The organism is Fictibacillus arsenicus, assembly GCF_001642935.1.
Lineage (GTDB): Bacteria > Bacillota > Bacilli > Bacillales > Fictibacillaceae > Fictibacillus > Fictibacillus arsenicus_B.
In genome coordinates this window covers 1,408,242-1,432,099 of the sequence record NZ_CP016761.1, presented here as the reverse complement: position 1 = coordinate 1,432,099, position 23,858 = coordinate 1,408,242, and the positions used below count along the sequence as shown (strand labels likewise).

General features: G+C 39.7%; 28 protein-coding genes and 1 riboswitch. Of the genes, 11 read left to right on the top strand and 17 right to left on the bottom strand.

Translation table 11 applies throughout. The features are described 5' to 3' along the window. Position 1: 1 nt before the first annotated feature. Genes thiE through thiD form a run of 3 tightly spaced genes read right to left on the bottom strand, consistent with a single transcriptional unit; the run spans position 2 to position 2,380 of the window. A complete protein-coding gene (gene thiE / locus ABE41_RS07610; RefSeq protein ID WP_066288371.1) occupies positions 2-676 on the bottom strand; it encodes a thiamine phosphate synthase in 675 nt (224 codons plus the stop codon). After that, positions 673-1,572 (bottom strand): hydroxyethylthiazole kinase, encoded by a 900-nt coding sequence (thiM, locus tag ABE41_RS07605; RefSeq protein ID WP_066288366.1) that lies wholly within the window; start codon positions 1,570-1,572, stop codon positions 673-675. The genes thiE and thiM overlap by 4 nt, the downstream gene beginning before the upstream one ends. Next, positions 1,559-2,380 carry a bifunctional hydroxymethylpyrimidine kinase/phosphomethylpyrimidine kinase gene (gene thiD / locus ABE41_RS07600; RefSeq protein WP_066288363.1) on the bottom strand — a complete coding sequence of 274 codons (822 nt, stop codon included), beginning with the start codon at positions 2,378-2,380 and terminating at the stop codon, positions 1,559-1,561. Before thiD ends, thiM begins: the two co-directional genes overlap by 14 nt. A gap of 203 nt (positions 2,381-2,583) precedes the next feature. Further along, positions 2,584-2,692: riboswitch (TPP riboswitch) on the bottom strand. Between the two features lie 371 nt (positions 2,693-3,063). Here thiD and ABE41_RS07595 point away from each other — a divergent pair. Then, positions 3,064-3,294 (top strand): IDEAL domain-containing protein, encoded by a 231-nt coding sequence (locus tag ABE41_RS07595; protein WP_083207715.1) that lies wholly within the window; start codon positions 3,064-3,066, stop codon positions 3,292-3,294. A gap of 22 nt (positions 3,295-3,316) precedes the next feature. On the opposite strand, the gene ABE41_RS07590 is transcribed toward ABE41_RS07595, so the two are convergent. Continuing rightward, positions 3,317-4,339 (bottom strand): DUF4349 domain-containing protein, encoded by a 1,023-nt coding sequence (locus ABE41_RS07590; RefSeq protein ID WP_066288362.1) that lies wholly within the window; start codon positions 4,337-4,339, stop codon positions 3,317-3,319. A 194-nt stretch (positions 4,340-4,533) separates the two neighbouring features. Between ABE41_RS07590 and ABE41_RS07585 the strand changes: the two genes are divergently transcribed. Next, positions 4,534-5,571 carry an SEC-C domain-containing protein gene (locus ABE41_RS07585; RefSeq protein ID WP_066288361.1) on the top strand — a complete coding sequence of 346 codons (1,038 nt, stop codon included), beginning with the start codon at positions 4,534-4,536 and terminating at the stop codon, positions 5,569-5,571. Positions 5,572-5,718: 147 nt separating this feature from the next. Further along, a complete protein-coding gene (locus ABE41_RS07580; protein WP_172827339.1) occupies positions 5,719-6,711 on the top strand; it encodes an alpha/beta hydrolase family protein in 993 nt (330 codons plus the stop codon). Positions 6,712-6,964: 253 nt separating this feature from the next. Here ABE41_RS07580 and ABE41_RS07575 read toward each other — a convergent pair whose 3' ends face one another. After that, positions 6,965-8,290 carry an APC family permease gene (locus ABE41_RS07575; RefSeq protein WP_066288357.1) on the bottom strand — a complete coding sequence of 442 codons (1,326 nt, stop codon included), beginning with the start codon at positions 8,288-8,290 and terminating at the stop codon, positions 6,965-6,967. Positions 8,291-8,829: 539 nt separating this feature from the next. On the opposite strand from ABE41_RS07575, the gene ABE41_RS07570 reads away from it, so the two are divergent. From ABE41_RS07570 to ABE41_RS07560, 3 genes are read left to right on the top strand one after another with little or no spacing between them, the layout of a single operon-like run. Then, positions 8,830-9,141 carry a PadR family transcriptional regulator gene (locus ABE41_RS07570; protein ID WP_066288355.1) on the top strand — a complete coding sequence of 104 codons (312 nt, stop codon included), beginning with the start codon at positions 8,830-8,832 and terminating at the stop codon, positions 9,139-9,141. Between the two features lie 3 nt (positions 9,142-9,144). Next, positions 9,145-9,693 carry an HAAS signaling domain-containing protein gene (locus tag ABE41_RS07565; protein ID WP_066288352.1) on the top strand — a complete coding sequence of 183 codons (549 nt, stop codon included), beginning with the start codon at positions 9,145-9,147 and terminating at the stop codon, positions 9,691-9,693. After that, the gene (locus ABE41_RS07560) at positions 9,690-10,454 is read left to right on the top strand and encodes a DUF4097 family beta strand repeat-containing protein (RefSeq protein WP_066288348.1); all 765 of its coding nucleotides are present in this window, start codon (positions 9,690-9,692) and stop codon (positions 10,452-10,454) included. The genes ABE41_RS07565 and ABE41_RS07560 overlap by 4 nt, the downstream gene beginning before the upstream one ends. A gap of 43 nt (positions 10,455-10,497) precedes the next feature. Here ABE41_RS07560 and ABE41_RS07555 read toward each other — a convergent pair whose 3' ends face one another. From ABE41_RS07555 to ABE41_RS07535, 5 genes are all read right to left on the bottom strand, one after another. Next, positions 10,498-11,286: a DeoR/GlpR family DNA-binding transcription regulator gene (locus ABE41_RS07555; RefSeq protein ID WP_066288347.1), complete on the bottom strand. Its 789-nt coding sequence runs from the start codon at positions 11,284-11,286 to the stop codon at positions 10,498-10,500. 340 nt (positions 11,287-11,626) lie between these two features. Then, positions 11,627-11,950 (bottom strand): nucleoside triphosphate pyrophosphohydrolase, encoded by a 324-nt coding sequence (locus ABE41_RS07550; protein WP_066288344.1) that lies wholly within the window; start codon positions 11,948-11,950, stop codon positions 11,627-11,629. A gap of 53 nt (positions 11,951-12,003) precedes the next feature. Next, complete coding sequence (locus ABE41_RS07545) at positions 12,004-13,032, bottom strand: YkvI family membrane protein (RefSeq protein WP_066288341.1); 1,029 nt, start codon at positions 13,030-13,032, stop codon at positions 12,004-12,006. Between the two features lie 108 nt (positions 13,033-13,140). Further along, positions 13,141-14,250 (bottom strand): GGDEF domain-containing protein, encoded by a 1,110-nt coding sequence (locus ABE41_RS07540; RefSeq protein WP_066288340.1) that lies wholly within the window; start codon positions 14,248-14,250, stop codon positions 13,141-13,143. Between the two features lie 170 nt (positions 14,251-14,420). Beyond that, a complete protein-coding gene (locus tag ABE41_RS07535) occupies positions 14,421-14,702 on the bottom strand; it encodes a hypothetical protein (RefSeq protein WP_066288338.1) in 282 nt (93 codons plus the stop codon). A gap of 207 nt (positions 14,703-14,909) precedes the next feature. Between ABE41_RS07535 and ABE41_RS07530 the strand changes: the two genes are divergently transcribed. Further along, a complete protein-coding gene (locus ABE41_RS07530; protein WP_066288336.1) occupies positions 14,910-15,320 on the top strand; it encodes a phage holin family protein in 411 nt (136 codons plus the stop codon). On the opposite strand, the gene ABE41_RS07525 is transcribed toward ABE41_RS07530, so the two are convergent. Then, complete coding sequence (locus tag ABE41_RS07525) at positions 15,321-15,578, bottom strand: flagellar biosynthesis anti-sigma factor FlgM (RefSeq protein WP_066288333.1); 258 nt, start codon at positions 15,576-15,578, stop codon at positions 15,321-15,323. Beyond that, positions 15,575-15,832, bottom strand: coding sequence for a hypothetical protein (locus tag ABE41_RS07520; protein WP_066288331.1), 258 nt, complete (start codon positions 15,830-15,832; stop codon positions 15,575-15,577). The genes ABE41_RS07525 and ABE41_RS07520 overlap by 4 nt, the downstream gene beginning before the upstream one ends. 452 nt (positions 15,833-16,284) lie before the next feature. Here ABE41_RS07520 and ABE41_RS07515 point away from each other — a divergent pair, with 452 nt between their 5' ends. Further along, positions 16,285-17,580 (top strand): purine/pyrimidine permease, encoded by a 1,296-nt coding sequence (locus ABE41_RS07515; RefSeq protein WP_066288327.1) that lies wholly within the window; start codon positions 16,285-16,287, stop codon positions 17,578-17,580. A gap of 32 nt (positions 17,581-17,612) precedes the next feature. Here ABE41_RS07515 and ABE41_RS07510 read toward each other — a convergent pair whose 3' ends face one another. Beyond that, entirely contained in the window at positions 17,613-18,488 is an 876-nt protein-coding gene (locus ABE41_RS07510; RefSeq protein ID WP_066288322.1) for an alpha/beta fold hydrolase, read from the bottom strand. Next, on the bottom strand, positions 18,485-18,883 hold the full coding sequence (locus tag ABE41_RS07505; RefSeq protein ID WP_066288320.1) for a hypothetical protein: 399 nt from the start codon (positions 18,881-18,883) through the stop codon (positions 18,485-18,487). The genes ABE41_RS07510 and ABE41_RS07505 overlap by 4 nt, the downstream gene beginning before the upstream one ends. A 106-nt stretch (positions 18,884-18,989) precedes the next feature. On the opposite strand from ABE41_RS07505, the gene ABE41_RS07500 reads away from it, so the two are divergent. After that, positions 18,990-19,538, top strand: coding sequence for a ribonuclease FAU-1 family protein (locus ABE41_RS07500; RefSeq protein WP_066288318.1), 549 nt, complete (start codon positions 18,990-18,992; stop codon positions 19,536-19,538). Between the two features lie 32 nt (positions 19,539-19,570). Here the strand turns inward: ABE41_RS07500 and ABE41_RS07495 are convergent, their stop codons facing one another. Together ABE41_RS07495 and ABE41_RS07490 are read right to left on the bottom strand one after the other, a co-directional pair. After that, entirely contained in the window at positions 19,571-19,804 is a 234-nt protein-coding gene (locus tag ABE41_RS07495) for a hypothetical protein (RefSeq protein WP_066288314.1), read from the bottom strand. A 116-nt stretch (positions 19,805-19,920) separates the two neighbouring features. Continuing rightward, positions 19,921-20,496 carry a cysteine hydrolase family protein gene (locus ABE41_RS07490; RefSeq protein ID WP_066288311.1) on the bottom strand — a complete coding sequence of 192 codons (576 nt, stop codon included), beginning with the start codon at positions 20,494-20,496 and terminating at the stop codon, positions 19,921-19,923. A gap of 146 nt (positions 20,497-20,642) precedes the next feature. Between ABE41_RS07490 and ABE41_RS07485 the strand changes: the two genes are divergently transcribed. Beyond that, a complete protein-coding gene (locus ABE41_RS07485) occupies positions 20,643-21,278 on the top strand; it encodes a LysE family transporter (protein ID WP_083207710.1) in 636 nt (211 codons plus the stop codon). A gap of 39 nt (positions 21,279-21,317) precedes the next feature. Here the strand turns inward: ABE41_RS07485 and ABE41_RS07480 are convergent, their stop codons facing one another. Then, on the bottom strand, positions 21,318-22,046 hold the full coding sequence (locus ABE41_RS07480; protein ID WP_066288310.1) for a TraR/DksA C4-type zinc finger protein: 729 nt from the start codon (positions 22,044-22,046) through the stop codon (positions 21,318-21,320). A gap of 313 nt (positions 22,047-22,359) precedes the next feature. On the opposite strand from ABE41_RS07480, the gene ABE41_RS07475 reads away from it, so the two are divergent. Then, positions 22,360-23,856: an HD-GYP domain-containing protein gene (locus ABE41_RS07475; RefSeq protein ID WP_066288306.1), complete on the top strand. Its 1,497-nt coding sequence runs from the start codon at positions 22,360-22,362 to the stop codon at positions 23,854-23,856. The last annotated feature ends 2 nt before the right edge of the window (positions 23,857-23,858 follow it).

The following is a 23,858-nucleotide window of genomic DNA, read 5'->3' as shown; positions in this document are numbered from 1 at the left end:
CTTACAATCCCCTCTTTGCGTTTAATATGTCCATGAGCAATTTCCGAGATGTTTTGAACGGATCTTGTGACTGACTGATCGCTGAGATGATTGCCGCTCCATCTGCACCAGCACTGATAACAGATGCAGCATTATCCAAAGAGATTCCGCCAATTCCAACTACAGGAACGCTTATCTCGTTTGTTCGGAACTCTTGGAAAATCCCTGTTCCTACAGGCTCCTGCGCATCAGGTTTGGTAACAGTTGCGTAGATGGGACCTGCTCCGATATAGTCAGCCCCGTGATCAACAGCATCTTTTGCCTCAGCAAGGGTATGCGCGGAAACGCCGAGGATCTTGCCTTCTGTCTCTTTGCGAATAAAAGCTAAGCTCCCGTCTGTCTGTCCGACGTGAAGACCATCAGCATCCACAGCTTTCATCAATTTCAGATCATCGTTCACAATAAAAAGCACTCCATGATCCCTGCAAATTTCTTTAGCCCTCTTTGCTGCTTCTAACCGATTTTCACCTATTAAAGACTTTGCGCCTTTTTCACGGTATTGAAAAGCTGTGATGCCGCCTTTAACAGCCTGAAGAAGAATTTCATGAAAAGACTCTGGAGACTCACAGTTCATCGTACCTGCTACAAAATAGAGTGATAGCTTATGAGCCAGGTTCACTTGTAAGATTTCTGTCATTTGTGTGCACCTCTCTCAACTGCTGGTGATCTCTCAAGCCAGTTGATCTTATCCTGCCAAATGGATTCCGTAGTTTCTAATAAAAAAAGTTCATCTAAAAGCTTTGTTTGAAAGCTTCCTGGTCCTCTCGATGTTTTCACAGCTTCCTCTGCCGCTTTCGTGAGCATCAGAAGCGCAAGAGCAGTGCGCTCTAGAAAAGAAAGTTTGTGTACTGCTTCATCTTTTTGATTAGCCTGATACAGCGCAATCATTGAAGTAGCAAAACAGCCAGTCCCTGTCACTAGCGAAAGCATCGAGTGACCATGTGAAAGTTCGATAACCCTCTCTCCATCTGAAACGACATCCTTCTCACCCGTCATTGCTATAATACACCCCGTCTGTTTTGCAACAGCTATTGCAAGCTGGTGTAAATCACCTTCAGAATTGCCGAGGTCGCCGTCCGCTCCCCGGCCATCCCAGCCAAGACCAGCGAGAAATTTCATCTCTGCTGCATTCCCGCAAATTGTCAGAATTGTTTGGGGACTGACTTCCTTCGATTGTGAATATTCTGACAACAATTCTTTGATGGTTTCCTGGCGGAATGAAGAGAGTCCTACTCCTACGGGATCAAGGACGACAGGCACTCCACAGTGCATCGCTTTACGAAGTGCAAGTTTCATAGATTCAGCTGCGGCTTCTTCCAAAGTTCCGATGTTAAGTACCAATGCGTCGGACACAGCAACTGCGTCTTCTACTTCCCGCGCGTCATGAACCATGATAGGACTTCCACCCGCTGCCAGAACACCGTTGGCGAGAAAGTTCATCGTTACATTATTCGTAATATGGTGGACTAGCGGCCGCTCTTTCCTAATCTGTTCTACAAATGCTTTCCATTCTTGTATTCTAGTGTTGTTCATGAAGAATCCTCCTATAAGCAAAATGATTTACAGGTCCATGTCCGGAACCGACATCAATACCATGTTCGATCGCCGTCTGGATAAACTTTTTCGCATTTCGAACAGCGTTTTCCATCGTTTTTCCGTAAGCTAATTCAGCTGCAACTGCTGCTGAGAATGTGCAGCCAGTACCGTGTGTATTTTTTGTGTAAACTCGTTTATCAATAAGTTCACACATTTCATTACCGTTGTAGACAAGGTCTGAAACAAACTCATCTTCCATATGTCCGCCTTTTATCACCACATAATCAGCGCCCATATTAAACAGGATGCGAGCCGCTTCATGTCTTGCTTCATCACCCGTAATCTCTATCCCTGTCAGCGCTTCAGCTTCAGGTATATTAGGTGTGATTACTTTGGCGAGGGGCAGCATATACATTTTCATCGCTTCTAGAGCCTCCTCACCTAGAAGACTTGCCCCGCCTTTCGCAACCATAACAGGATCGACGACCAGGTTGCTCCAGCCAAACTTTTTAATAAAAAAGGCAACACTTTCAATATATTCACCTGAAAATAGCATACCTGTTTTTACTGCGTCAGGCTTAAGGTCGCTTCCGATTGACGTTAACTGCTGCTCCAATCCATCCAGAGGAACTGGATACACCCCTTGGACACCCGTCGTGTTTTGTGCCGTAACGGCAGTTAGTACAGACATTCCGTACACACCAAATTCCTGGAATGTCTTCACGTCAGCCTGAATACCTGCACCGCCTCCACTGTCAGAACCAGCGACTGTCAGTGCTTTGCATACTTTGATTAATTGTCCCATCACGATTCCCCTCCTAAACTAGAAACTTAAAGAAAATTTGCTTGACGCCAAGCCTTTCGCGTCAACCTTAGTTGCACTTATACGATGGACTTAAACTTGTTGGTGCCACGTCGAAAATCATCATGCTAATAAGCTATATTTTCTGATAGCGCAAAAAAGCCACCCGCAAATGAAAAGCGGGTGGCTATTACGATTGTAGATTGTAATGGACCACGCCGCTTCCCTACGCCAGTATTAACCGGATCAGGTTCAAAGGGTCGAAGGCTATCACCTTCTCTCAGCTTAAAAACATAAGCACCCCTAGCGGAAATGACGATATTGATTTAACACCATCCTACTCACATACCAGTTTAAAAGTCAATGTTTTTTTCAATTATGTGTTTCTTAGTGTTTAAGCCTCTTAAAATACGGGGAAATAGTAAGTAACACAAAATAAACACATAAATAACACTAAATTATAACACTTGAAACAAATGGGAAAGCAAACCGTAATAATGTCACAAACGATTAAACAATTACCAAAAGGTGGTGAAAATACAGTACATTGGAATGATTATCAAATTTTTTTCAGAATTTTCAAATAAAATGGTTGTCATTGAGCACCTTGCTCAGTATACTAGTAGAAACCTAGAAACATAAAAGGTTAAATTGGATAGGGAGATAATTTCAAGGAGGGAAACAGGATGAAAGACAAAAACACTTCTTTTAACAAAAACCAAAATGAGATGGTGAAGTACAAACAGCAAAAAAGAGACCCATTTGCCTTCAGCCTTATTGCCCAAATGGTTCTGGATGAAGCCCTGCACAGTTACTACAAAGAGTATTATGAAAAAGAAATCGACAATGCCTTGGATCAAAAAGATAAAGAGCGTTTTATGACACTGACTGAAGAATACAAAGCTTTTCTCGGATAAGGCTTTTGGTCACGGTTCACCCTTAAAAAAGGTGCCGTAAAAGCCAAAACACCCTTTCAGCTTCCGGACTGTTATCCGGGCTGCAGAGGGTGTTTCTGACGTACCTGTTATCTGACATGAATAAAACGTATCTACTTATTACATGGATGTCGGAGAACCCGGCTTTTTCTTTTGCCCTTTTGTCCTTCTCCAGATCCAGATTACAACGGGTATCAGCACAATCCACACAGGCGCTAATCCAAATAATGCAACAACGATAAATGAAATCGCAGAAACAAAGAAGTTTACCGTCTCCATGAATAGCATCTTCGTTTTTTTTCCAGGTGTCTAAATCACCTGTCTGCAGCTTCTCAGCCTTCAAATTCTTCACTTCAAACTGGATAGTAACTGTCGAGTAATCGCTTTGATTTTTTAAAAAGTTAAGCCTTCCTTCAATCTGTTCAATTTCTTCTTGTACTCTTGCAAGATCTGAAGAGATTTTTAATAAGTCTTCTGTTCTCTCAGCCTCTTTCATAAATGATTCAAGCCGATCTCTCACCTGCTGCTTCGCTTTTAATCGAGAAGACAGATCCACATATTCTTCTGTGACATCTTCCCCTCGTACACTTTCATGCGGAGCCCCTTCGCTTAAATCCTTCACTTCCTGTAAAAAAGGCCGGAAACCATTCATTGGAACACGTACCGTCATCATCCCGTCCTGATAGCCTTCCTCGCCGATATTCGTGTTGGATTCAACGATATAACCGCCTTTATCATCAACCATCTTCCGCACCGTTTCCATCGCGTTCTGCAGCTTTTCAACGGTTATTCGCAGATCCGCGTTATAGATAACTTTCCGCTGATCTTGGATAGATTGTTTCTTTTCGCTTTTTTCGGATGAAACTGACCCTTCATCTGCAGATGACTTAGAAACTTCCATCTTCCCTTCTGAACTGTCGCCACCTGCCATGTTATATTCAGCTTCCTTTTTACTTCCTCCATTGCTGCTGCAGGCTCCTAATAATAAGACACAGATCAATACCCACACTTTCCATAATTTCCACATATCGTAAATCCCCCTTTTCTGCTTAGACGCCTTTTACTAAATAAAGGTTTCAGAGCGCGAAAAACCAACCTATTGAATGATTTTTTCTTAACCATTTTTATGATAAAATGTTGTCTGGTGATTAGTTGTTTGAAAAAATACCGATTTATGCTAGTATGTACAGGATAAGTAAGTGGTTTAACTGGAGGAATAGCATGTCAATGATAGGAAGAAACGATCCGTGCTATTGTGGCAGCGGAAAAAAATATAAGAAATGTTGCTTACATAAAGAAGAGCAAACACGCGAAGTGTCCTTTCATCAAGAAGGCCTTATCAAATTTGCCCTTGAGAACTATCAGCAGGATTTAGCAGCACGTACGTCTGAGTATGTGAAAAAATATCCGGTTGGCAAAGACCAGGAGCAAACGTATGCGAACATCGCTGTTTGCTGGGAAGTTTTCTGTTCTAAAATAAATGGCGGCAAAACACCTGTTGAGCTTTATGTCGAAAAGGTGAAGAACTCTGTTAAGCCTGAAGTTGCCGAGATCTTAGCCGGCTGGACAAATACAGTGCCTTCACTATATAAAGTCGTCGAACAAAAAACAGGCTTTATTTTTACAGTAAAAGACATATGGACAGAGAAACTGTACGATGTGACAATCAACGCTGCTGAAAAACCGAAAACAGACAGCGCATTGCTTGGAACTCTCGTATCGAACGGAATCAATTACGAATTTTATGTCGGCTATGTAGAGATGCCTATTTCTGAGCTGCCGCCATTAAAAGATGCCGTTGAGAAACTCCAGCCATTAGCAGATGCAAAAGAGATTTTCAAAAATCAATTCCCGGCTGTACTGCAGCTTTCGTTAATCGATATATCTGCAGGGGTTCCGCAGCCTAAAGCTGAACAAAAGGAAGCTAGTTCTGAAAAGTCTGCAGAAGCGAAAAATGCTGAAGCTCCAAGTGATTCGGAAGAGAAAGATGAAAAGTACACAGCTGTAACTGAACTGGTTAAAGCTAATGCGGAAACAGAAGTTGTTAAAGAGGCTGAAAAACTTTGGAGTGAATACATCAACGAATCAAAGCCAGCCATTCGTAAAGAAGAAATCTATGCTGCGGCATTGGATTACCTCGTATCAAAAGATATTAGAGGCATTAACTCCACACAAGCTGAAACAGCCAAGAAATACGGCGTATCACCAGCTAGTCTTTCATCTCGCTACCGTGAAATGAAAGAACTATTAAGCGTATAGCTATCATATATTTCATATTCTCCCGTCAGGAAACTCCTGGCGGGTTTTATTATTGATCACAAGAAAAATAAATATTGCATTTGTAAACCTTTGTACTAATATCAATATTAAGAAGTATTTTCCATTTTGAGGACGGAGGTTTTAAATGTGACTCCATTATTCACAGAAAAAGAAATTGAAATCGCAGGGAATAAAAAATTGTATGGTACCCTCACAATCCCCGAGACGATCAACAACACTGAAAAATATCCAGCCGTTCTGCTCATCTCTGGATCTGGTCCTCTAGATCGCAATGGAAATGGTCCTAAGGGTAAGTATCAGCTAAATGTTTATAAAGAACTTGCTGAATACATAACGAATTTAGGTTTTATCACTTTTCGATACGATAAAAGAGGAACAGGTAAAAGTGAAGGAGACTGGTTATCAACCGGCCTTTGGGAGCTTGTTGAAGATTCTGAACAGGCACTTCAAACCCTTAAAAACCATCCTCTTGTTGATCCAGATAAAATTATCGTTGCTGGTCACAGTGAAGGTACAATAATAGGTACAGCATTATCGGAAAGACAAACACTAAATGGATTGATGCTCCTATCCGGCGGAGTTGGTAATTTAGATGAATTTACAACATATCAAAGGTTATTTACCTACCAAGAATTAAAAAGCTCTAAAGGTTTAAAAGGGTTCCTTTTGAGATTACTTATTAATGAAAAGAAAGCAGAAGCTAAAACCCGGAAACAAATACAAAAAATTATTGAATCTAATAAAGAGGTTTACAAAGTTTTATTCATATTTAAACAGCCAGCAAAGTGGTTCAGAGAGCACTTTGCCTATAACCCAAGAAATGGCTTGAAAAAGATAAACTATCCTGTTATAGCAATTTGCGGTGACAAAGATGGACTGGTTAATCCTGTCCTCTTAGAGGAGCTTCACACACTAGTACAGGGAACTTCTGAGACTCATATTATTAAAAATATGGAGCATGGCTTCCGTTTTCAGCATGAAGACAAAACGATGGTAAGAGTAAAGAAGCTGATGAAGATCCTTCCTTCGAGACCTTTGAACCAGGACGGATTAGATGTCATATCACATTGGCTAGAGTCACATTATAAATCGAATTGTTCAAATAATATCGCACAATAAAAAAGACCCATGAGAGGGTCTTTTTTTATGGCTGTTTTCGTAAACATTGTAGCTTTTGAAAGTGGTTAATTTCCGCTGCAGTGGTTCGCTTTCCGCAGGGCGTGCGGTGAGCCCCCTCCGTACTCCGTACATTGAGTGGTCTCACCTGACCCGCTCGTCCTGCAGAAGTCTCACACTTCCGCTCCAATTAACTGTTCAATGAAGAACTTTAGAAAATCTCTCAGTAGCAACAATCTTATAGAAATGCGCCTATTTATTTTAATACTGAATTTTGGTTTTTACGCTGCAGCCAATAATAGACTGGCAGTCCGGCTACTGTTATAAATATGGCTGTCAAACTATCAAAAGGATCATTCATGATTGTAACTCCGACAATATACATTGAACCGATAATCGCAAAGATCGGAACGAACGGGAATAATGGCACACTGTAAACGCGTGCTGCACCTTTATTTCGCTTGCGAAGCTTAAACACCGCACAAAATGCAAAAATGTAAAAAATATAAACAGCAAAGATCGCCATTTCTGACAGATAATCAGGATCTGTCATAATCATCATGATGATTGCAATAACAACCTGCAAGTACGTTGCGGCGATCGGAGTACCGTACTTCTCGCTGACCTTGCTGAACGTCTTTGCCATCGGGAGCTGATTTCGTTCTGCCATCGCAAACGGCACACGAGGAATCGTTAAAATTTTTCCGTTTAAACAGCCAAAGATCGATACCGCAATACCGACCGCGATCAGTTTACCGCCTAATGGTCCAAAAAGTATTGTAGCCGCAGATGCAGCAGAGTTTTCACCAAGTCTCACGATCTCAGAAGCTGGCAGAATATGCAGCAATGCAATATTAACGAGAAGATAAGCTGCCATTACGATCAATATGCCGCCAATAATCGCTTTAGGCAACGTCTTCCCAGGGTTCTTCATCTCCCCCGCTACAAATCCAACCATCAGCCAGCCATCATAGGCAAACAGAGTTGCTAAAATGGCTGCCCCCATGCTGATCTCAATTACAGATCCGCTTGAAGAATTTAAGATCTGTTCGTCACCCTGCGCAATCCCAAACACGATAATCAGAGCAATAGGAACAAGCTTTCCAATCGTGAACAAGTTTTGTACGAAACCGCCGTATTTTGTTCCGAAATTATTTACAATTGTTAAAAAAAGTACAGTTCCGATCCCAATCCATGGACCAAACGATTTTTCCCAAGAAAAAAGATTTGCTATCAATGATCCAAAGTACAAGCCAAGCGCACCAATTACGGCTGGTCCATAGATGACCGTCTGGACCCATCCGCTCAAATAACCCCAGAGCTTGCCGTATACTTCTTCCATATACACATAAAGACCGCCCGTTTTCGGGATCTGTGTCGCAACTTCAGCGATCGTAAGACCTCCAGCAAGTGTAATAAGACCTCCAAGGGCCCAAGCTAAAAGGGCAAGATTTGAGTTCCCTGTGTATTCGAGTACACTTCCAGGCTTCATAAAAATACCGGATCCAATGACCGTTCCAATAACGATGGACATGGCTACAGAAAGCCCGATGTCTTTTTTCAATGCTGCTTCTTGATTCATGCTGTGTCCACTCCTTAGAAAACGTTTGTCCATCTGAAAAAGACTAGTGTCACTTTAACATAAACAAGTTAAAATTGTCACTACTTTCCAAAGTAGACAGGCAATTCAGTTATTTGAAAAGGTTTTCTATATATAGATAGCGGACAACGAACTTGCTAAAGTTCATTTCGCCTTAAAAGCTGCTTTTTTATAAACGCTTTTTCCATTATGTCATTTAGTTGTTTTTCAAACTCCTTCTTTTCAGCTGGATCAGTTACAGACCTAATTTTCCTTTTCAGCTCACGTATTCTCAATTTTTCCTCGGATGAAAAATGTGAAGAATGAAGCAATATCCTCACCTCATTTCCTGACACTACTGCATTTATTAGTAAGCATAAATGAAATAAGCACAATGAACAGTTGATATGTCAGAAAATCTTCCAGTTTATTTTTTATCATAAATTTCCAAATTAGGGCTTGCTATTTTAAGCGAATGGTAATATATTACTTATACAGTACCTTGCAATAAACAGTACTAAGTAAAGTGGTGATGTGTGAAAATGAATGTTCAATTTAAAAAAGGGGTTCTTGAACTTTGTGTGCTCGTGCTGGCATCAAAAAAAGACCGTTATGGCTACGAATTGGTTGAGGAAATCTCAAAAAAGTTCGAGATATCGGAGGGGACCATCTACCCTCTTGTAAGAAGGCTGACAAAGGAAGGGTTGTTTTCCACCTATTTAATGGAATCAACCGAAGGACCGCCAAGAAAATACTACAAGATAACGGATAAAGGCCTTGAGCTGAAGAATGAACTTTTACAAGAATGGCAGCAGTTTACTAAAGGTGTAAACGAAATGCTGGAGGAGGAATAACAAGTGAATAAAAAAAACTATTTAAATGAATTAGCAAAAGAACTAAAGTCGCTTCCTATCAATGAACAAAGAGAAGTTCTTGAAGATTATGAGGAACATTTTAACATGGCACAAGAAAGCGGCAGATCGGATGAGGATATTATCTCAGGGCTTGGCAGTCCAAGAAAAATAGCAAAGGAACTCCTTGCGCAGTCTGAAATCTCAAGAGCAGAAGAAGATCCATCTTTACGCTCTGTTACCCGTGCAGTGTTTGCGACATTAGGATTAGGATTGTTCAATCTAATCTTCGTGCTTGCGCCATTTATCGTACTGATTCTATTACCTGTTGTTCTAGCAGCAGTGGCTGCGGCTTTGTTCGTTTCTCCCTTTCTCCTATTATTTCAGGACGGCTTGACAGTAACATTCTTAAAAGAAATCTTTTTGATTTTTGGTTTAATCGGAATTGGTCTTCTCTTGCTTGTGTGTGCGATAAAAACATCAAAAGTGGTATACAAAATTACATTAAACTACCTGACGTTCAACCTGAGAATGATTAGGAGGAAGTATTCATGAATATAAAAAAAATAATACGTATAGCCTTTATTCTGATAGGAGTCTCCATTGCTGGCAATGCTGTGTTGTTTGTTATGGGAGAGTCACCTTTTAACTTTGCAAAAATTAATGAAAAACGCTCCATTTCAGCTGAAAATATAGATGATATTGAGGTTTCAACGAGCATAGCTGATGTGACTGTAAGGCCGCATGACGGCGATAAAATCGAGATCTATTTAAAAGGAAGCGTTGAAAAGAAGAATGAGGATAATTTAAAGTTTTCTCTTACAAACAAGAAAAACAAAATCATAATCGAAACTGCCGAACAGCAAAAAAGACATTACTTCTCCGTTTTTTCTGGTGATTACGAATTAAGCATTAAACTCCCGAGAGATGAATTTAAACGTCTGCAAGTAAATTCAGACGCGGCATCAATCACACTTAATGAAGTAAAAGCAGAACATATTGATATTACAACTGATGTGGGTAATATTTTTCTTAATGATGTTGTGGGAGCTGTTTCTGCAAAGTCAGATGTTGGCGATATTGATGTTGTGCTTCAAAAAATTGAGAAAGATATTACTGCAAAATCGGACGTTGGAGATATAACAATTAAAACAAAACAAGAGCCAAAGCAACTGCGAACCCACCTCAGTAATTCGATCGGTGAAGAACTCGTGAAGCTTCCGAATATGAAAAACGGTACGATTGGAATTGGGGGTCCATTAGTCGTTCTAAAATCTGATGTTGGCGATCTTGCTTTAATGATGTTTGAAGAATAACAAAAAGACCTCCTGTTGGGGTCTTTTTGATTGGTAGTAAAGTTTAGCTTTCTTTTTTTGAGTGGGATTTCTCTGTCCCGGCAATCAACACGTTAACGCCCTGCTGCTCAATCGCGGCAAGATCATCTCTTTGTGCTTCTTCGTCTGTGATGATCACCTCCAGGTTAGAAACCGGTCCCACATTCGCAAAGGCATTAACGCCTATTTTATAATGCGGAAAAAGTCCGATGCTCTTTCTGGAGACTGCACCAACAGCCTTCATAAATGCAGCTGCTTCAGGTGTTGCTGTGCTAATTCCTCGTTCTGAAATACCGCCGCCGGTCGCAAATGAGAGATCAAACGAGTATTTGCTTACAAGCTGAGTGGCGAGTGCATCCGTCATATTACCCGAATTCTTCACCTTGCCTCCGATCACATATAAATCGATGTTTTCCCTTTCCCTGAGTGCGTCAGCAATCTTCAAGGAATTCGTAACTACTGTAAGTGAAACGTCAGGAAGATATTTAAGCAGAACATAATGAATCGATGCACCACCGATAAAAAGAGTATCTCCAGCTTGAATCCATTTTGCTGCTTCTTTCGCAATGGCATTCTCGTGGTCTGATCCTTCTGTGTAGCGTTTTGCTGGAGCAGCAGGGCCTTTCTTCACTTCAGTCACAGGTATTGCACCGCCATGTGTACGTTTAACTAGCCCTTTATCTTCTAATGTTGAAAGGTCACGGCGTATCGAATCAATTGAAACTTGGAGGGCATCTGATAACTCTTTAGCAAGAACACGACCTTCATTTTTTAACACTTCTAAGATCTTTTCTCTTCTTTCTTCAGAAAACACAATAAATCTCCTCCATTACCTTTTATTTCCACGTGGTACTCTAATCATATGCGGCATTATGCTTGTTTGTCAAATATTTTTTGCGTGTTTTTTCCTGTTTTATCTGATTTTAAATTGAAACAAGCAAAAACAAGCATAAGGACAGTACTTGTTTTTGCTTGTTTATAAGATTCATAGACCCATATTGAACAATCACATAATTATTAACCCTCATCACATAAAAAGTGAAGATAATCACATAAAAATAGTACATCATCACATAATTTTCCAAAATAATACATTATGTCTTTCTGACAAATACAAATCAGTGATTTGTATTTGTCTGGGGTCAGACCCCACCTTAGTCTTCCACCTTGATTAGAAAGAGACGTTCATGGAATCGTCCGTGCTTCTTCGCTTTCTCCTGCCTGATCTCATCCAGTTCCCTTAATGTGAGATGGTGGACTTTCGTAAGCGCAATCAAAATCTCAAACAAACCTGCCAGCTCTTCTGCTGCATCGCTCTCACTTACCGCTTCTCTGTATTCTTTCACACCCTCAGCGAGCTTTTTCTTTAATTCACTTTCAAACTCTTTATCTCCCAGAATGCGGAATGTCCCTTTTTTCCCCGCAAGTTCAAGCAATTCTGGTATTTTATCACGGACTAATTTATTGTAATACGCCATTTACTTTTTTCCCTTCCAGCAATTTCGGTTCATCATATATTTCAATGTATTCATCAATTAAGCTTTTTAGCAGAGACCGCAGCTAAAAATATTAATGCAATCATTCCGAAGACCGGATATAAATAATGCAGCAGTTCTGCATATCCTACTTGGCTCAGCAAATAGCTTCCCAGCATCAAGGAAATTAATATTGCATTGCTTGATAACCGCATATTCTTTCTAAGCGAGCCGGCAAGGCCAAATAAATTTCCGATCAGTGTAGAGAAGATCTCACCATAGATTACGAGAACAAAAAAGTAATGTACCATGATTCCTAGCCCCCCAACTATTTCTGCAATCGGAATTTCATAGCTCAGGACACGCGGAACGGAATAAAGGACATAATGGCTGTTTAACAGGATAAACGTAAGACCTATTCCGCCTAAGAATCCTCCCCATTTGATAACTGATTCATCAGTAGCTTCCCGCGACAAAGGAACAAGCACCGCCTGTGCCAAGGTTAAGTTAAAAGCTGCGTAAGTAAAAGGACTGACAAGCCATTTCCATCCTCCAGTAAAATCATCGGCAACAAAAAGCTGCCGTCCTCCAAAATCAAACATTGAAAATGACAATACCAATGAAAACAAAATCATAATCGGAACGATCAGTGAGTTGGTCCATAAAATTCCATCTATTCCTTTTTTCATTACTAAATACGTAACGATAAGAGTTAAAATTACTCCCGCCTGAAACGGGAGATGAAGCTGTTCACGAAACAATGCACCTGTTCCGGACAGCATGACACCAGTTACCCCAAAAAGCATGATAAGCATTAATATGTTTACAACTCGAGATGCTGCTGAGCCGAATAAGTGACGATTCATATCATCAAATGAAGAAGCACCTATTCTTCTCGCCATAATCATCAGCTTTGTACCAATTACTATAAATAGGAACCCACTGATCAGAATGCCGGCAAAACCAGCTGAACCGTATTTCGTAAAAAACTCAACGATTTCTCTTCCCGTAGCAAACCCGGCGCCTACAACAGTGCCGATGTAAGTGGCGGCAATCTGTAATATTTGTTTCATCCGTCCACTCATGCCCTCACCTCCATGGCCATATCTTTACAAACATATGCATGGACAAGAGTTTTAGAAGAAAAAGAAAAACAGCAAGGATTTTCTCCTTACTGTTTGAATTACTGCTTATTAAATTTGCAGCGCCTCGCTGCACTCCTGAATGATCACACGGTTCTTCCCCTGGCGTTTAGCAACATACAGACTGTTGTCTGCACCTTCAAAAAACGCCTGTTTGTGCATGCCTGTCCGGTATGTTTGCAGCCCTGCACTTATAGTTACACTATCCTCTAAGATCTCAGGGTGCTCCAGACCTTGTACAACAGCTTTAATATTCTCAAGAATTTTAAAAGCTTTATCTTCATCAACATCATTTAGTATAACGACAAATTCTTCTCCGCCATATCGGGCGACAAAATCATCTGTCGTTACATTTTCTTTTATTGCAGATGCAATTCTTTTTAAGACGATGTCACCTATTCCGTGACCATATGTATCGTTTACTTTTTTAAAATTATCGATATCGATAACGGCTAAGTGGAGCGGATAATGGTAAGTATCAGCTTGAAACAGCAATACATCCATGTATTCATAGAATGCCATATGATTGTACAAACCCGTGAGAGCATCTGTCTTTACTTGTTTTTCCATGATAGTAGACTTAACCATCAGCTCCTGGTGTTCAGCTTGGGCTTTTATCAGATGCTGTCCAATTTCGTAACCTCGGCTCATGATACCGATACAGATCGTTGTGGATGTCAGCAAGATACACGCCATCGACAGTTGTGCCATAACATCATTTAATTCTTTTACAATTGGATGAAAAGCTGATAATCCTAAATAAATCATTAAACTGAGTCCAAAAGAGATCCAGATCTTCTTTTTATCAAAATATATTGTAGAGATCAGCATAGGAAAGAATAAACAAGCATACATCACATACATCTCTGAGTGTACGCCTACTAAGATTCCTGAGATTAAATTAGCTACCCCTATAATGATATAGTCAATGTATTTACCCTGCTTTCTATAACCCCATTCTGCGATGAAAGCCGCCAATGACAGGAGAAGCGTCGGTAATAATACGTATTCTAAATAAAATTCTTTTAGCGGCCTTTCTGTAAAAAAGCTGTTGATTACCTCAACGCACACTGACACAAAGACAATCACCCAAAAAACATTAATAATTTTCCGGTTCCAAGCGATGTGATTTAAGTGTGCAGGCAGGCGTGTTATTCCCAATTCATTCACCCCATCTACACGGTTACCTCATCATTATAACATTATTTTCCTTAAAGTCTGTTGCTGTTGATATAAAAATATTTTACTTGTTCAAGGCTCTTTTTCGATCAGCAAAACGATTTATAACATGAAAACGCACAGCCAGAGCGCATCCAGCTGTGCGGAAATTATTATTTTATTTTTACACGTTTCTTTTTAGGTAACTTATCAAGCAGCCAGCCTCTTCCCACTTCACAAAATCGAATTGGCATTTCAAGGGTTGCCAGTATCTTATCCTTTCCGTGAATGGTGAGCAGTCCTGTTTCATCGTTTACTTCTTCGACAACTGCGTTTTCTGTCCCAGAGAGTGGAAACGTCCATTTGTTGTTTCCTGAGTCTTTAATTTTGATCATTCTTCCGTCACAAGATACTTTGTGGCAATGTGGAGGCAAGCCTAACGTAATTTTGTTCATTGCATTTCTTTCCTCCCTTTCCGGATTTGTTTCATTGTAACAGATATAGTGCGTGTCTGACTCGTTATTTTTTAAATTTTTTGACTATTTAACACATTTGAAATAAACCTTCAAAAAAATAGGAGGACAAGCACTAGGCATTCGCCATTTCAGGTGCTTGCGAACAAGCATATACTAGATTATTGGGAGATAAGGGAGGAATTAAGAATGGAAAGATGGTCAACATTTTACCATATGACCGTTGTTTCGATAGGAGCGTTTTCAAGCTTCCTTTTTGGAACACCAAGCCTTTTATTAAAAACATTAGTTCTATTCGTTGTTCTGGATTACATCACGGGTTTGGCAGCATCGGCTTATGAAGGAAAACTGAACAGCAAGGTTGGCTTTAAGGGAATATTAAAAAAGGTAATGGTTTTTGCCATAGTTGCTGTAGCACATTCTCTCGATCAATTATTAGGCGGTTTATATATCCAATCCGCCACAATCTTTTTCTATTTATCAAATGAATTATTATCTATGATTGAAAATGCAGGCAGGTTGAATGTACCAATACCGCCATTCATAAAAAATGCCGTTTCCCTGTTAAGACAGAGAGACAGCACAAACAACAAAAAATAATTAAATTGAGTAAAACTGTGAAATCTTTTTTGCAATTTCATTCGCATTGATCTGGTACTCTCCAGCATCAATGCGTTTTTTTATATCCAAAAGTTTCTTTTCTCTTATGTTTAACTGAGCATGATCATTCAATGCTTTTGCCTCGTTTGATATGTAAAGTTCGTCTTTGGCAAATGACGGAGGCTTAACAGAAGGCTGCTGATACATTTTGTTTACATCGTATTTTCTTTGTACCGGTTGCTGTCCATCAATTCTCATGATTTCACCTCTCCTGCGTTATTAATAGTCCCAAGCCATTTCCATGTACCATCTTGATCCAGATTATCCAGTAATCTAAAGAACAACTCTTGACCAGATGTATCCAATTTCACTTCGAATTCATTTCCATTTTCTTTATCCTTGCAAAACGAATGAATCCATTGGGAAGTAAACAAGTAAGGCGTAAACTGTTCAAAGTCCAATAGATGTTTCTCTAACCATTGAATAACATCATCGTGTGTAAGTTTCTGCATCTTAAATCGTCCTTTGTTTATGGTTCGTCATTACCTGTGTCTATATGTTTCGGGTATGTCATATGTTTTATGAGGATAGACCGAAAAAATATTTACAGAAAATTCAAACCTCTTGTTGTGATTGTGTCTTACAGGAAATTACCCTTACTATACTTCCCTCTAAACATCTTTCCTTCTGCTAATCTAGTTTAAGGTCTATAATAAAAGAAGGCTATTTTCTAAAGAATGATGCTTTCAAATCATTTCTTCATTGACGAGTTGATAGGAGTGCAAGGTGCGAGACTCCTGGGGGATTAGCGGGACAGGTGAGACTCCTAACGGCGCAAAGCGCAGGGGAGGCTCACCGCACGCCCCCCGGAAAGCGAGCATCCTGAAACGGAGATCAACTACTTTCAAAAACAACAATGTATACGAAAATAGCTTAATAGAAATACATAACAGTAGGTGTTCTCATGAAATTAACATTTTCCTCACTTCAATGGATGGTCTTTATATTAGCAGGCAGTCTTGTAGCTCCAATCGCTATTGGCGATGCTTTCGGAATGACACAAGCAGAAACAGCAGACCTTTTGCAGCGCTCCTTTTTTATCATTGGACTCTCTGCTATCCTACAAGTCTTATTCGGGCATAAACTGCCAATTAATGAAGGACCCGCTGGATTATGGTGGGGAGTTTTTACCGTATACGCAGGAATCGTTGCATCAGGGGCATTGACAGCAGCCAATGGGTTACAGCAGCTGACTGCCGGCATGCTGATCAGCGGAATTCTATTTTTTCTGCTTGGTGCTTTTCGTATTATCACTTCAGTAAGAGCACTCTTTACTCCTCTTGTAACAGGAACATATCTTATTTTACTCGTTTCACAATTAAGCGGTTCTTTTATAAAAGGAATCCTTGGGATCGGATATCTGCAGGAAAATGCCGATGCGAAAGTTGCTGCCGCATCACTATTCATTCTTGTATTATCGATCGGCCTCGGAAAATCTAAAGTACGATGGCTGCGGAGCTATTCCATTCTTATCTCCCTCATATTGGGATGGGGGCTGTTTAAACTATTAAACTTAACGAAAGAAACGATGCAATCTACGAAAGTAATTGCGTTTCCCGAATGGCTGGCGTGGGGTATGCCTGAGTTATCAGGAGGAGCAATTCTTACCTCCCTTTTTGTGGGGCTACTATTACTGACAAATATGGTAGCCAGCATCAACGTGGTGGAAAAAGCGTATGAATCAGAAAGTGTAAAATACGAACCTATCAACTATAATCGCTCGTCTATCATAATGGGACTGAATACGTGGATCGCTGGTCTATTCTCGGCCGTAGCCAGTGTACCGATATCTGGTGCTTCAGGCTTCATTTTAACTACAAAGATGTTTAGCAGCTTGGCTTTCATTCTGGGAAATGCGTTCATCATCGTCATCAGCTTTTTTCCACCGCTTACTTTTTTCTTTGCTGGTATCCCAGCACCGGTAGGATATGCGACCATATTTCTTCCTTTCTCCAGCATGATCGGCCTGGCGTTCAGAGAATATAAATCAGAGTTGAAATCCGATACAAATCTATTTATTATCAGTACTTCCTTAATGGTGGGTATCGGCAGTCTGTTCATTCCGGCAGCTGCTTTGAAAGAATGGCCGAGTATCGTCGTAACGCTTCTGAGCAACGGACTGATCATGGGAATGCTGACATGTATGGCATTAGAACAGTTTTACAAACGAAAGGACTCCAAGAAAGAGCAGCATTCATAAAATCAGGGCTCCCTTCTTAGAGGAGCCCTTTCTTATTTGACTGAGACAGGAATATCAGCATAAAATTCTTTAATCGTTTGAATAAGTTCTTTTTCATGATCGTACATCATTAAATGAGTCGTTCCTGGAATGATGACCTTTCTGCAAAAAGGAAGAACCTTTGAAGCTTTTTCAATGAATCTCTCTTTTTTATCCAGATTTCCTTCTGTTTCAGCTGGCAAGAACAAGACAGGACACTTTACCTTCTCATACCAGGTTAAAAAGTTCGTGTAATAAATTTCTGCGATAATCTTTTCCATCGTACTACCCGTTGTGCGCGGCCCGACTTTTCCGTTTTCTTTCATACGAGGTACATAGTGTTCCACAAAATAAGCCCTTGCCTCATTCCAAGGTTTCCAGTTTTCTTTATAATATTCTTTATACGCTTCTACAGAATCATACTCTGGATCTAATTGATCTCTAAACTTTGCGATATGCTCTTCGAACGATTCATCATACAACCCATCATCACCTGTATTATTAACGAGAGCCCCTTCTGAATTTACAAGTGACAGTACACGGTCAATACGAGTTGAAGCAAAATATGCCCCGACCATACAACCATAAGAACTTCCAACAAGATGAGCACTTTTAATCGAAAAGAAATCCATCACTGCCTCTAAATCTTTAGCTGTATCTTCAAAGGTATAGCCGTCATCTGGCTGGCCAGATAGACCGTGTCCTCTCATGTCATAAGTCACAACCCGGTATTTATCCAAAAAGTGCTGGATAACCGGATGCCATAATGGTGCACTCCCACCTAAATAATGAAGGAAAATCAAAGCCTCTCCTGATCCTCCATGATCGTATGCAGCAATCTTCGTTCCGTCATGCGATGTAAACTCATATTTATCCGCTTTAATGTTCATTGTTTTACCTCTTCCTTCATTCTTTTTTGGAGATTTGGTTTTTTACGGTTATTAATTTCGTGAAGTTTATTATGAACATCCTCTTCTATGTCCCTGCCAAAAAATGTCGCAAACTTGCACAGATATGCAATACTGTCCGCTATTTCCTTTCCTATATCGTCAGCTACTTCTCTTTTAGCCAATAAAAACGCATGTTCTTTGTCGATACCCTCCTCTCTCATTTCGAATGAGAGATTCATCAGCTTTCGGAGTTCTTCAGCTATTTCAGCAATTTCAGTCGTCAGCATCATATGATTAAGCAAAAGTGATTCAATGCTTTTTTCTGAATTTTCCCGGCTGATCTCCCATCCTTTTTCTAATTGGAAGGCTTCTAATTCATTGTGCAGTTTTTTCATTATGCCTTACCTCCTTCTTTGCATATACTCAATTCTTCTTAATTCTTTCGGTTCCTTCCCTTTGCAAAGAAAATTTGCTATAATTTTACAAAATATGGAGGTGTGTATGGAACATAAAAGAGCAGACAGACCCGATTGGAAAAGAGTTACGGATCGAAACTTCGAAGTTGTTCATAAAGAAGACGGCTGCTTTAAAGGTAAGGTAACAGTAATCCATCTAAAAAAAGTGTCAGAACCACTCATCGTTCAATACAAAAATCATGAAGTCTGTATAGCAGACACGGGTTATACATGGCTCCAGCACTTTCCAGAAGAAAAAAAATATACGATAACCACTGTTTTGGATCAGCATGGTGAAGTCGTACAATTCTATATTGACATGTGCAAAGAACACGGGGTAGATGAAGAAGGAATCCCTTGGTTTTTAGATCTCGATTTGGATATCGTAATACTGCCAGATAAGGAAATTTTTATTCTCGATGATAATGAATTAATGGAAGCCTTTAATAAAGGAGACATATCAAAAGAAGAATTGAAGCTTGCTCATAAAACCGCAGAAGAAATAATTTCTCAATTTAAGAATGGTGAATTTGAGGATCTTCAAATATGTGAAAAACACTCCGCAGAATGGAATCGAGAAAAGAAATTTATATAATAAAAAACCAGAGGACTGATCCTCTGGTTTATTTAAATAGCTGGTTGATTCTTTTGTAAAAATCGTTCTGCATCTTCTACTTCATCAAGAACTTGTGAACCAATGATACCTTCTTCTTCATCTAAATAGGTAACCTGAAAATATCCTCCCTCACCTTGGGGAACATAACGCATTCTAACAAGTTCTCTTTGCTGATCCTCTTCTCTCCAGAACTCTAATTCTTGTTCTGGTTCTCTCATCAGCTGTTCTATTTGATTTTTCACCATGTTTTTATGACACCTCAAAATGATCTAATTATGTTGTTTATTCATTTTTCCCTTAAATTAATACCTCTAAACCATTAACAGTATCCGACATTTCCTGGGGAATATTGTCTATGTTTTTATTGGATATAGTGGGATGATTTTACCCATTTCGCCAAAACTTCCTCTGTACTTAAAATTTCAGCAAATTCTTCGTGCAAATGCGACAAAGCGGACTCATGTACATCTTGAGCTGAAAATTTTCTTCCATTATAAGAAGTGACAGCAAAAGCTGCCGTGGCATCTTGCACAAGAGAAACGCCATAACCGTAGTTTGCAGCTATCCTTACCGTTGTTGATACACAATGATTAGTCGTTAAGCCTACTACAATGAGCTGATGAATTCCTTGTTTGTCCAGCTCGTCCTTTAGTGTCGTTCCAATAAATGCACTATTCACACTCTTAATAAAAAGTGGCTCATTCTCTTTCGGCTCAAATCCTGCTTTCAGCTGATAACCTAATTTCGTCGGATGCAGAGGTGCATTCTCATTTTCCGACTGGTGCTGAACATGAAAGACGGGTAAATTCGTGTTTCTAAATGCATCTATTAATGTAAGCATATTAACTTCAGCATTCGGATTGTTTCGTACTCCCCAAAAACCTGCATCTTCAAAACCTTTTTGCACATCAATGATAAGCAAACACGCTTTTTTCACGGACTTGGCTCCTTTTAGCAGATGATAGTTACAGCCTTTAATGTACTGTTCGTTAAACTTTTTACATTTCCTGCCGTAATAATCTATTTCATGTACTCATATCTTCGAAGAAAGATAGACAAGCACAATTCCCAGGAGGAGTAGTTTTGAGCGAGTTTTGGGTTTTAAGTTTTCATTTTATGATGCTTGGGATCAGTTTAGCCGTTCCTGTAGGACCGATTAAACTTGAGATGATCAAACGCGGATTAGCAGGCGGTTTCTGGCCATCTTGGCTAGTCGGATTAGGAGCAGTAAGCGCAGATTTCATATTCATGCTTATGATCTTTTTAGGTCTTTCTCCTTTCCTGCAGCATACGATCGTACAAATCACTATGCTGTTTGCTGGGATTATCATGCTTTCGTACTTGGGAATTTCAACAATAAGAATGGCCTGGTTACAAAAAAGACTTCTTTCAGTTAAAGAAGAGAAACCCGAACAGAAGCCTTATTGGACAGGTTTTATACTTGCATTAATGAACCCTTTTAATTTCTTGTTCTGGTTTGGAATTTATGGAGGAACGCTGCAAAGTATTTCTAGTGATTTTGAATGGTGGATTAATGCCTGTCTAAGTTTGTTTATCATCGCTGGTATTATTTTATGGAATATTAATGTTGCATTTACCGTTCATTTTTTTCGCACATTAATAAATGATATAACCGTCAGAGTAATGACAGGATTAGCAGGAGCAGGTTTACTTGGTTTCGCTTGTCATTTGTTTTTCCAGCTGCTAAAAGTCATATAAAAACAGCCCATGCATCGTTCACATGGGCTGTTTTTGTATTTATTTATCGTACTTGTCCCGGTCTAATTGTCTTTCTTCTTCGCGATCGAGCTCTTCCTCGTACTCTTCATGTTTGCGGTTCTGTATAACGTTTCTCTCTTTTCCTGTTATATCTGTTGTTACAAAACCTTCATAGTTTTCTACATAGCCATCATCATCATCTGAGTCTTCGTACATCTCGTTATAGTCCTGTTTTTCAGGATCTGTAAAATCTGACGGTGTTTCACTTGTTCCGTACTTCGCTACTGATTGCCAAGCATCTTCCGAGTCAAAGAATGTGGCATCTTTCCCATCATTGCTTCTTCTCGAATAATCCGGACCAGATACAGCTTCTTCTACTGGTCTGTCATCTGATGAATGCTGACCAGGGCTGTGTTCCTTGCAGTAGAGTGTAGATGGAATAGCTTCCAATCGTTCTTTTAAAATATCTTCTCCGCAAGTTTTACAAACACCGTACTTGCCTCTTTCGATACTATTAAGTGCAGCATCGATATCCTCCAGTTCTTTTTCATGGAGGTCGTTTAATGCGATATCTTTTTCTTTTTCAAAAAGCTCAGTCCCAAGATCTCCTGGATGATTATCATAGTTTGATAATTCCCCCGTAGATTCTTTCGGAAATTCCACATCACTTCCAAAAGAGTCATTTCTCTCTCTCATTTCTTTTATTTCATTTTTACGAGCAATTAAAATTTGTTTAAAATGGTCCATTTCTTGTGTTGATAATGACATTATTCTAGCTCCCTTCCTACATCCGTATACCATTTCTTACCCGTTTTCCTTAGAATTTATCCATCCCGTGTATTTTGTACATTTCACACACATGCTATACTTTAAAGAATTATCCCCTTGCAGGCCGCATCTTACCTTCATTTACACCTTTAAGTTAAAGGAAACGAAAAAAAATACGATATTTATAATACGAAGATAAGAAAATCTACAAAAAATGTAATAAAATGTAGAAAAATAGCTTTTTTTCCAAGTTTTTGTAAGGTATGCTATTAGTATCGTTTTAAAAGTAATAGTAAGAAAGGCGGGTGGAGAATTGACTGTACACGAACAATTTGAAAGACGTTTATTAAAGAATTATGTAATTGGTTCAACTGCTGCGGTTTTAGGAGTTGGCGGCGTCTTTCTATTCACAACACTCCGTTTTTCGGCCAAAGAAATCTTTGTATTATGCGGAATACTTGTTTCTTCCTGCATAATCATGTTTTTATTAGAATATCTGTTTTTCCGTATGCATACTTCTGTTTTCCGTACATATTTCAGTAAAAAACAACCTGCATTGCAGCTGGCAGAAAAAGCATATTTTCATGCGCACCATTTCCCGATTCGGACAGTAAAGCGTATACTTGGTCCGCACCTTTTCGGCCTGTCTATTCCTGCGGTGTGTTTAACAGCTTCAGCTATTTACTTTGAATACTTAACATTACCTTATTACTACATATATCTTGCCTCACTAGGCGCGATTTTAGTTGCTGGCATGCATGCGATCATTGAGTTCTTTTTAACGACAAAAGCTGTTCAGCCTGTTTTAAGAAATATTCAGGAGAAAACACTGAAAGATCATGGCGTGATTTTGTCTTTAGCAACTTCCAGACATATATCTATCCAGCGTAAAATTCAGTGGAGCACACTTTTTATCGGGACATTCCCACTCTTATTGTTCGCTTTGGCAAATCAGGTGCGATTGTATCAACTATCATCACCAGTTAACGGTTCTTACTGGAGCTGGGCATTCTTCGTACTTCTTATAGGTATTTCCTTTGCTATTTTTGGTGCGTTTCTTCTTTTTAAGGATATTCAGCAGCCCATGAATGAACTTCAAGCTGGTATGTATGAAGTCCGCACAGGCAACTCAAACGCAAAAGTAGATGATCTATATTCCGATGAGTTTTCAAAGCTTATTAAGGGGTTCAACCATATGGCCAGGGCGATCCAGTCTCGTGAACATGAAAACAAACAATTGCTTGAGAGCTTTTTTGCGACGATGGCGGCTACATTGGATGCAAGAGATCCATACACAGCTGGTCATAGCCTCCGTGTTGCAGACTATGCTATGAAAATAGGCCAGATGGCTGGTCTTCCTTTTCAGCAGCTTCTGCAGCTTCGAAAAGCTGCATTGCTTCATGATATCGGCAAAATCGGAATACCTGATATCGTACTTTTAAAGGAAGAGAAACTGACACCTGAGGAATTTGAACAAATAAAAAAACACCCGGTTATCGGAGCAGATATACTTGCACAAGTTCAGCCGTTTGATGCAATGAAGCCGCTGCTTCCTGGTGTACGTTATCATCACGAACGGTATGATGGCAAAGGCTATCCCGAACAGCTTGCAGGCGAGGATATCCCTGTTTTCGGAAGGATTATTGCAGTTGCAGATGCTTATGATGCAATGACTTCCGACCGCCCATATCGAAAAGGAATGACACATGAAAAAGCACTCGTGATCTTAGAAGATGGAAAAGGTACGCAGTGGGATCCTTATTTAACACAGCTTTTTATAGATGAAATGAAACTAAAATCAATTTCATAAAA

Coding starts and splice junctions, on each gene's coding strand:
- ABE41_RS07545 (WP_066288341.1), bottom strand. CDS start 13,032: ATGAGTGGACGGATGAAACAAATATTACAGATTGCCGCCACTTACATC.
- ABE41_RS07530 (WP_066288336.1), top strand. CDS start 14,910: ATGGAAAGATGGTCAACATTTTACCATATGACCGTTGTTTCGATAGGA.
- ABE41_RS07480 (WP_066288310.1), bottom strand. CDS start 22,046: ATGTCATTATCAACACAAGAAATGGACCATTTTAAACAAATTTTAATT.
- ABE41_RS07495 (WP_066288314.1), bottom strand. CDS start 19,804: ATGGTGAAAAATCAAATAGAACAGCTGATGAGAGAACCAGAACAAGAA.
- ABE41_RS07595 (WP_083207715.1), top strand. CDS start 3,064: ATGAAAGACAAAAACACTTCTTTTAACAAAAACCAAAATGAGATGGTG.
- thiD (WP_066288363.1), bottom strand. CDS start 2,380: ATGGGACAATTAATCAAAGTATGCAAAGCACTGACAGTCGCTGGTTCT.
- thiM (WP_066288366.1), bottom strand. CDS start 1,572: ATGAACAACACTAGAATACAAGAATGGAAAGCATTTGTAGAACAGATT.
- ABE41_RS07560 (WP_066288348.1), top strand. CDS start 9,690: ATGAATATAAAAAAAATAATACGTATAGCCTTTATTCTGATAGGAGTC.
- ABE41_RS07500 (WP_066288318.1), top strand. CDS start 18,990: ATGGAACATAAAAGAGCAGACAGACCCGATTGGAAAAGAGTTACGGAT.
- ABE41_RS07570 (WP_066288355.1), top strand. CDS start 8,830: ATGAATGTTCAATTTAAAAAAGGGGTTCTTGAACTTTGTGTGCTCGTG.
- thiE (WP_066288371.1), bottom strand. CDS start 676: ATGACAGAAATCTTACAAGTGAACCTGGCTCATAAGCTATCACTCTAT.
- ABE41_RS07505 (WP_066288320.1), bottom strand. CDS start 18,883: ATGAAAAAACTGCACAATGAATTAGAAGCCTTCCAATTAGAAAAAGGA.
- ABE41_RS07525 (WP_066288333.1), bottom strand. CDS start 15,578: ATGAGAATTGATGGACAGCAACCGGTACAAAGAAAATACGATGTAAAC.
- ABE41_RS07585 (WP_066288361.1), top strand. CDS start 4,534: ATGTCAATGATAGGAAGAAACGATCCGTGCTATTGTGGCAGCGGAAAA.
- ABE41_RS07535 (WP_066288338.1), bottom strand. CDS start 14,702: ATGAACAAAATTACGTTAGGCTTGCCTCCACATTGCCACAAAGTATCT.
- ABE41_RS07590 (WP_066288362.1), bottom strand. CDS start 4,339: ATGTGGAAATTATGGAAAGTGTGGGTATTGATCTGTGTCTTATTATTA.
- ABE41_RS07520 (WP_066288331.1), bottom strand. CDS start 15,832: ATGCAGAAACTTACACACGATGATGTTATTCAATGGTTAGAGAAACAT.
- ABE41_RS07510 (WP_066288322.1), bottom strand. CDS start 18,488: ATGAACATTAAAGCGGATAAATATGAGTTTACATCGCATGACGGAACG.
- ABE41_RS07550 (WP_066288344.1), bottom strand. CDS start 11,950: ATGGCGTATTACAATAAATTAGTCCGTGATAAAATACCAGAATTGCTT.
- ABE41_RS07515 (WP_066288327.1), top strand. CDS start 16,285: ATGAAATTAACATTTTCCTCACTTCAATGGATGGTCTTTATATTAGCA.
- ABE41_RS07575 (WP_066288357.1), bottom strand. CDS start 8,290: ATGAATCAAGAAGCAGCATTGAAAAAAGACATCGGGCTTTCTGTAGCC.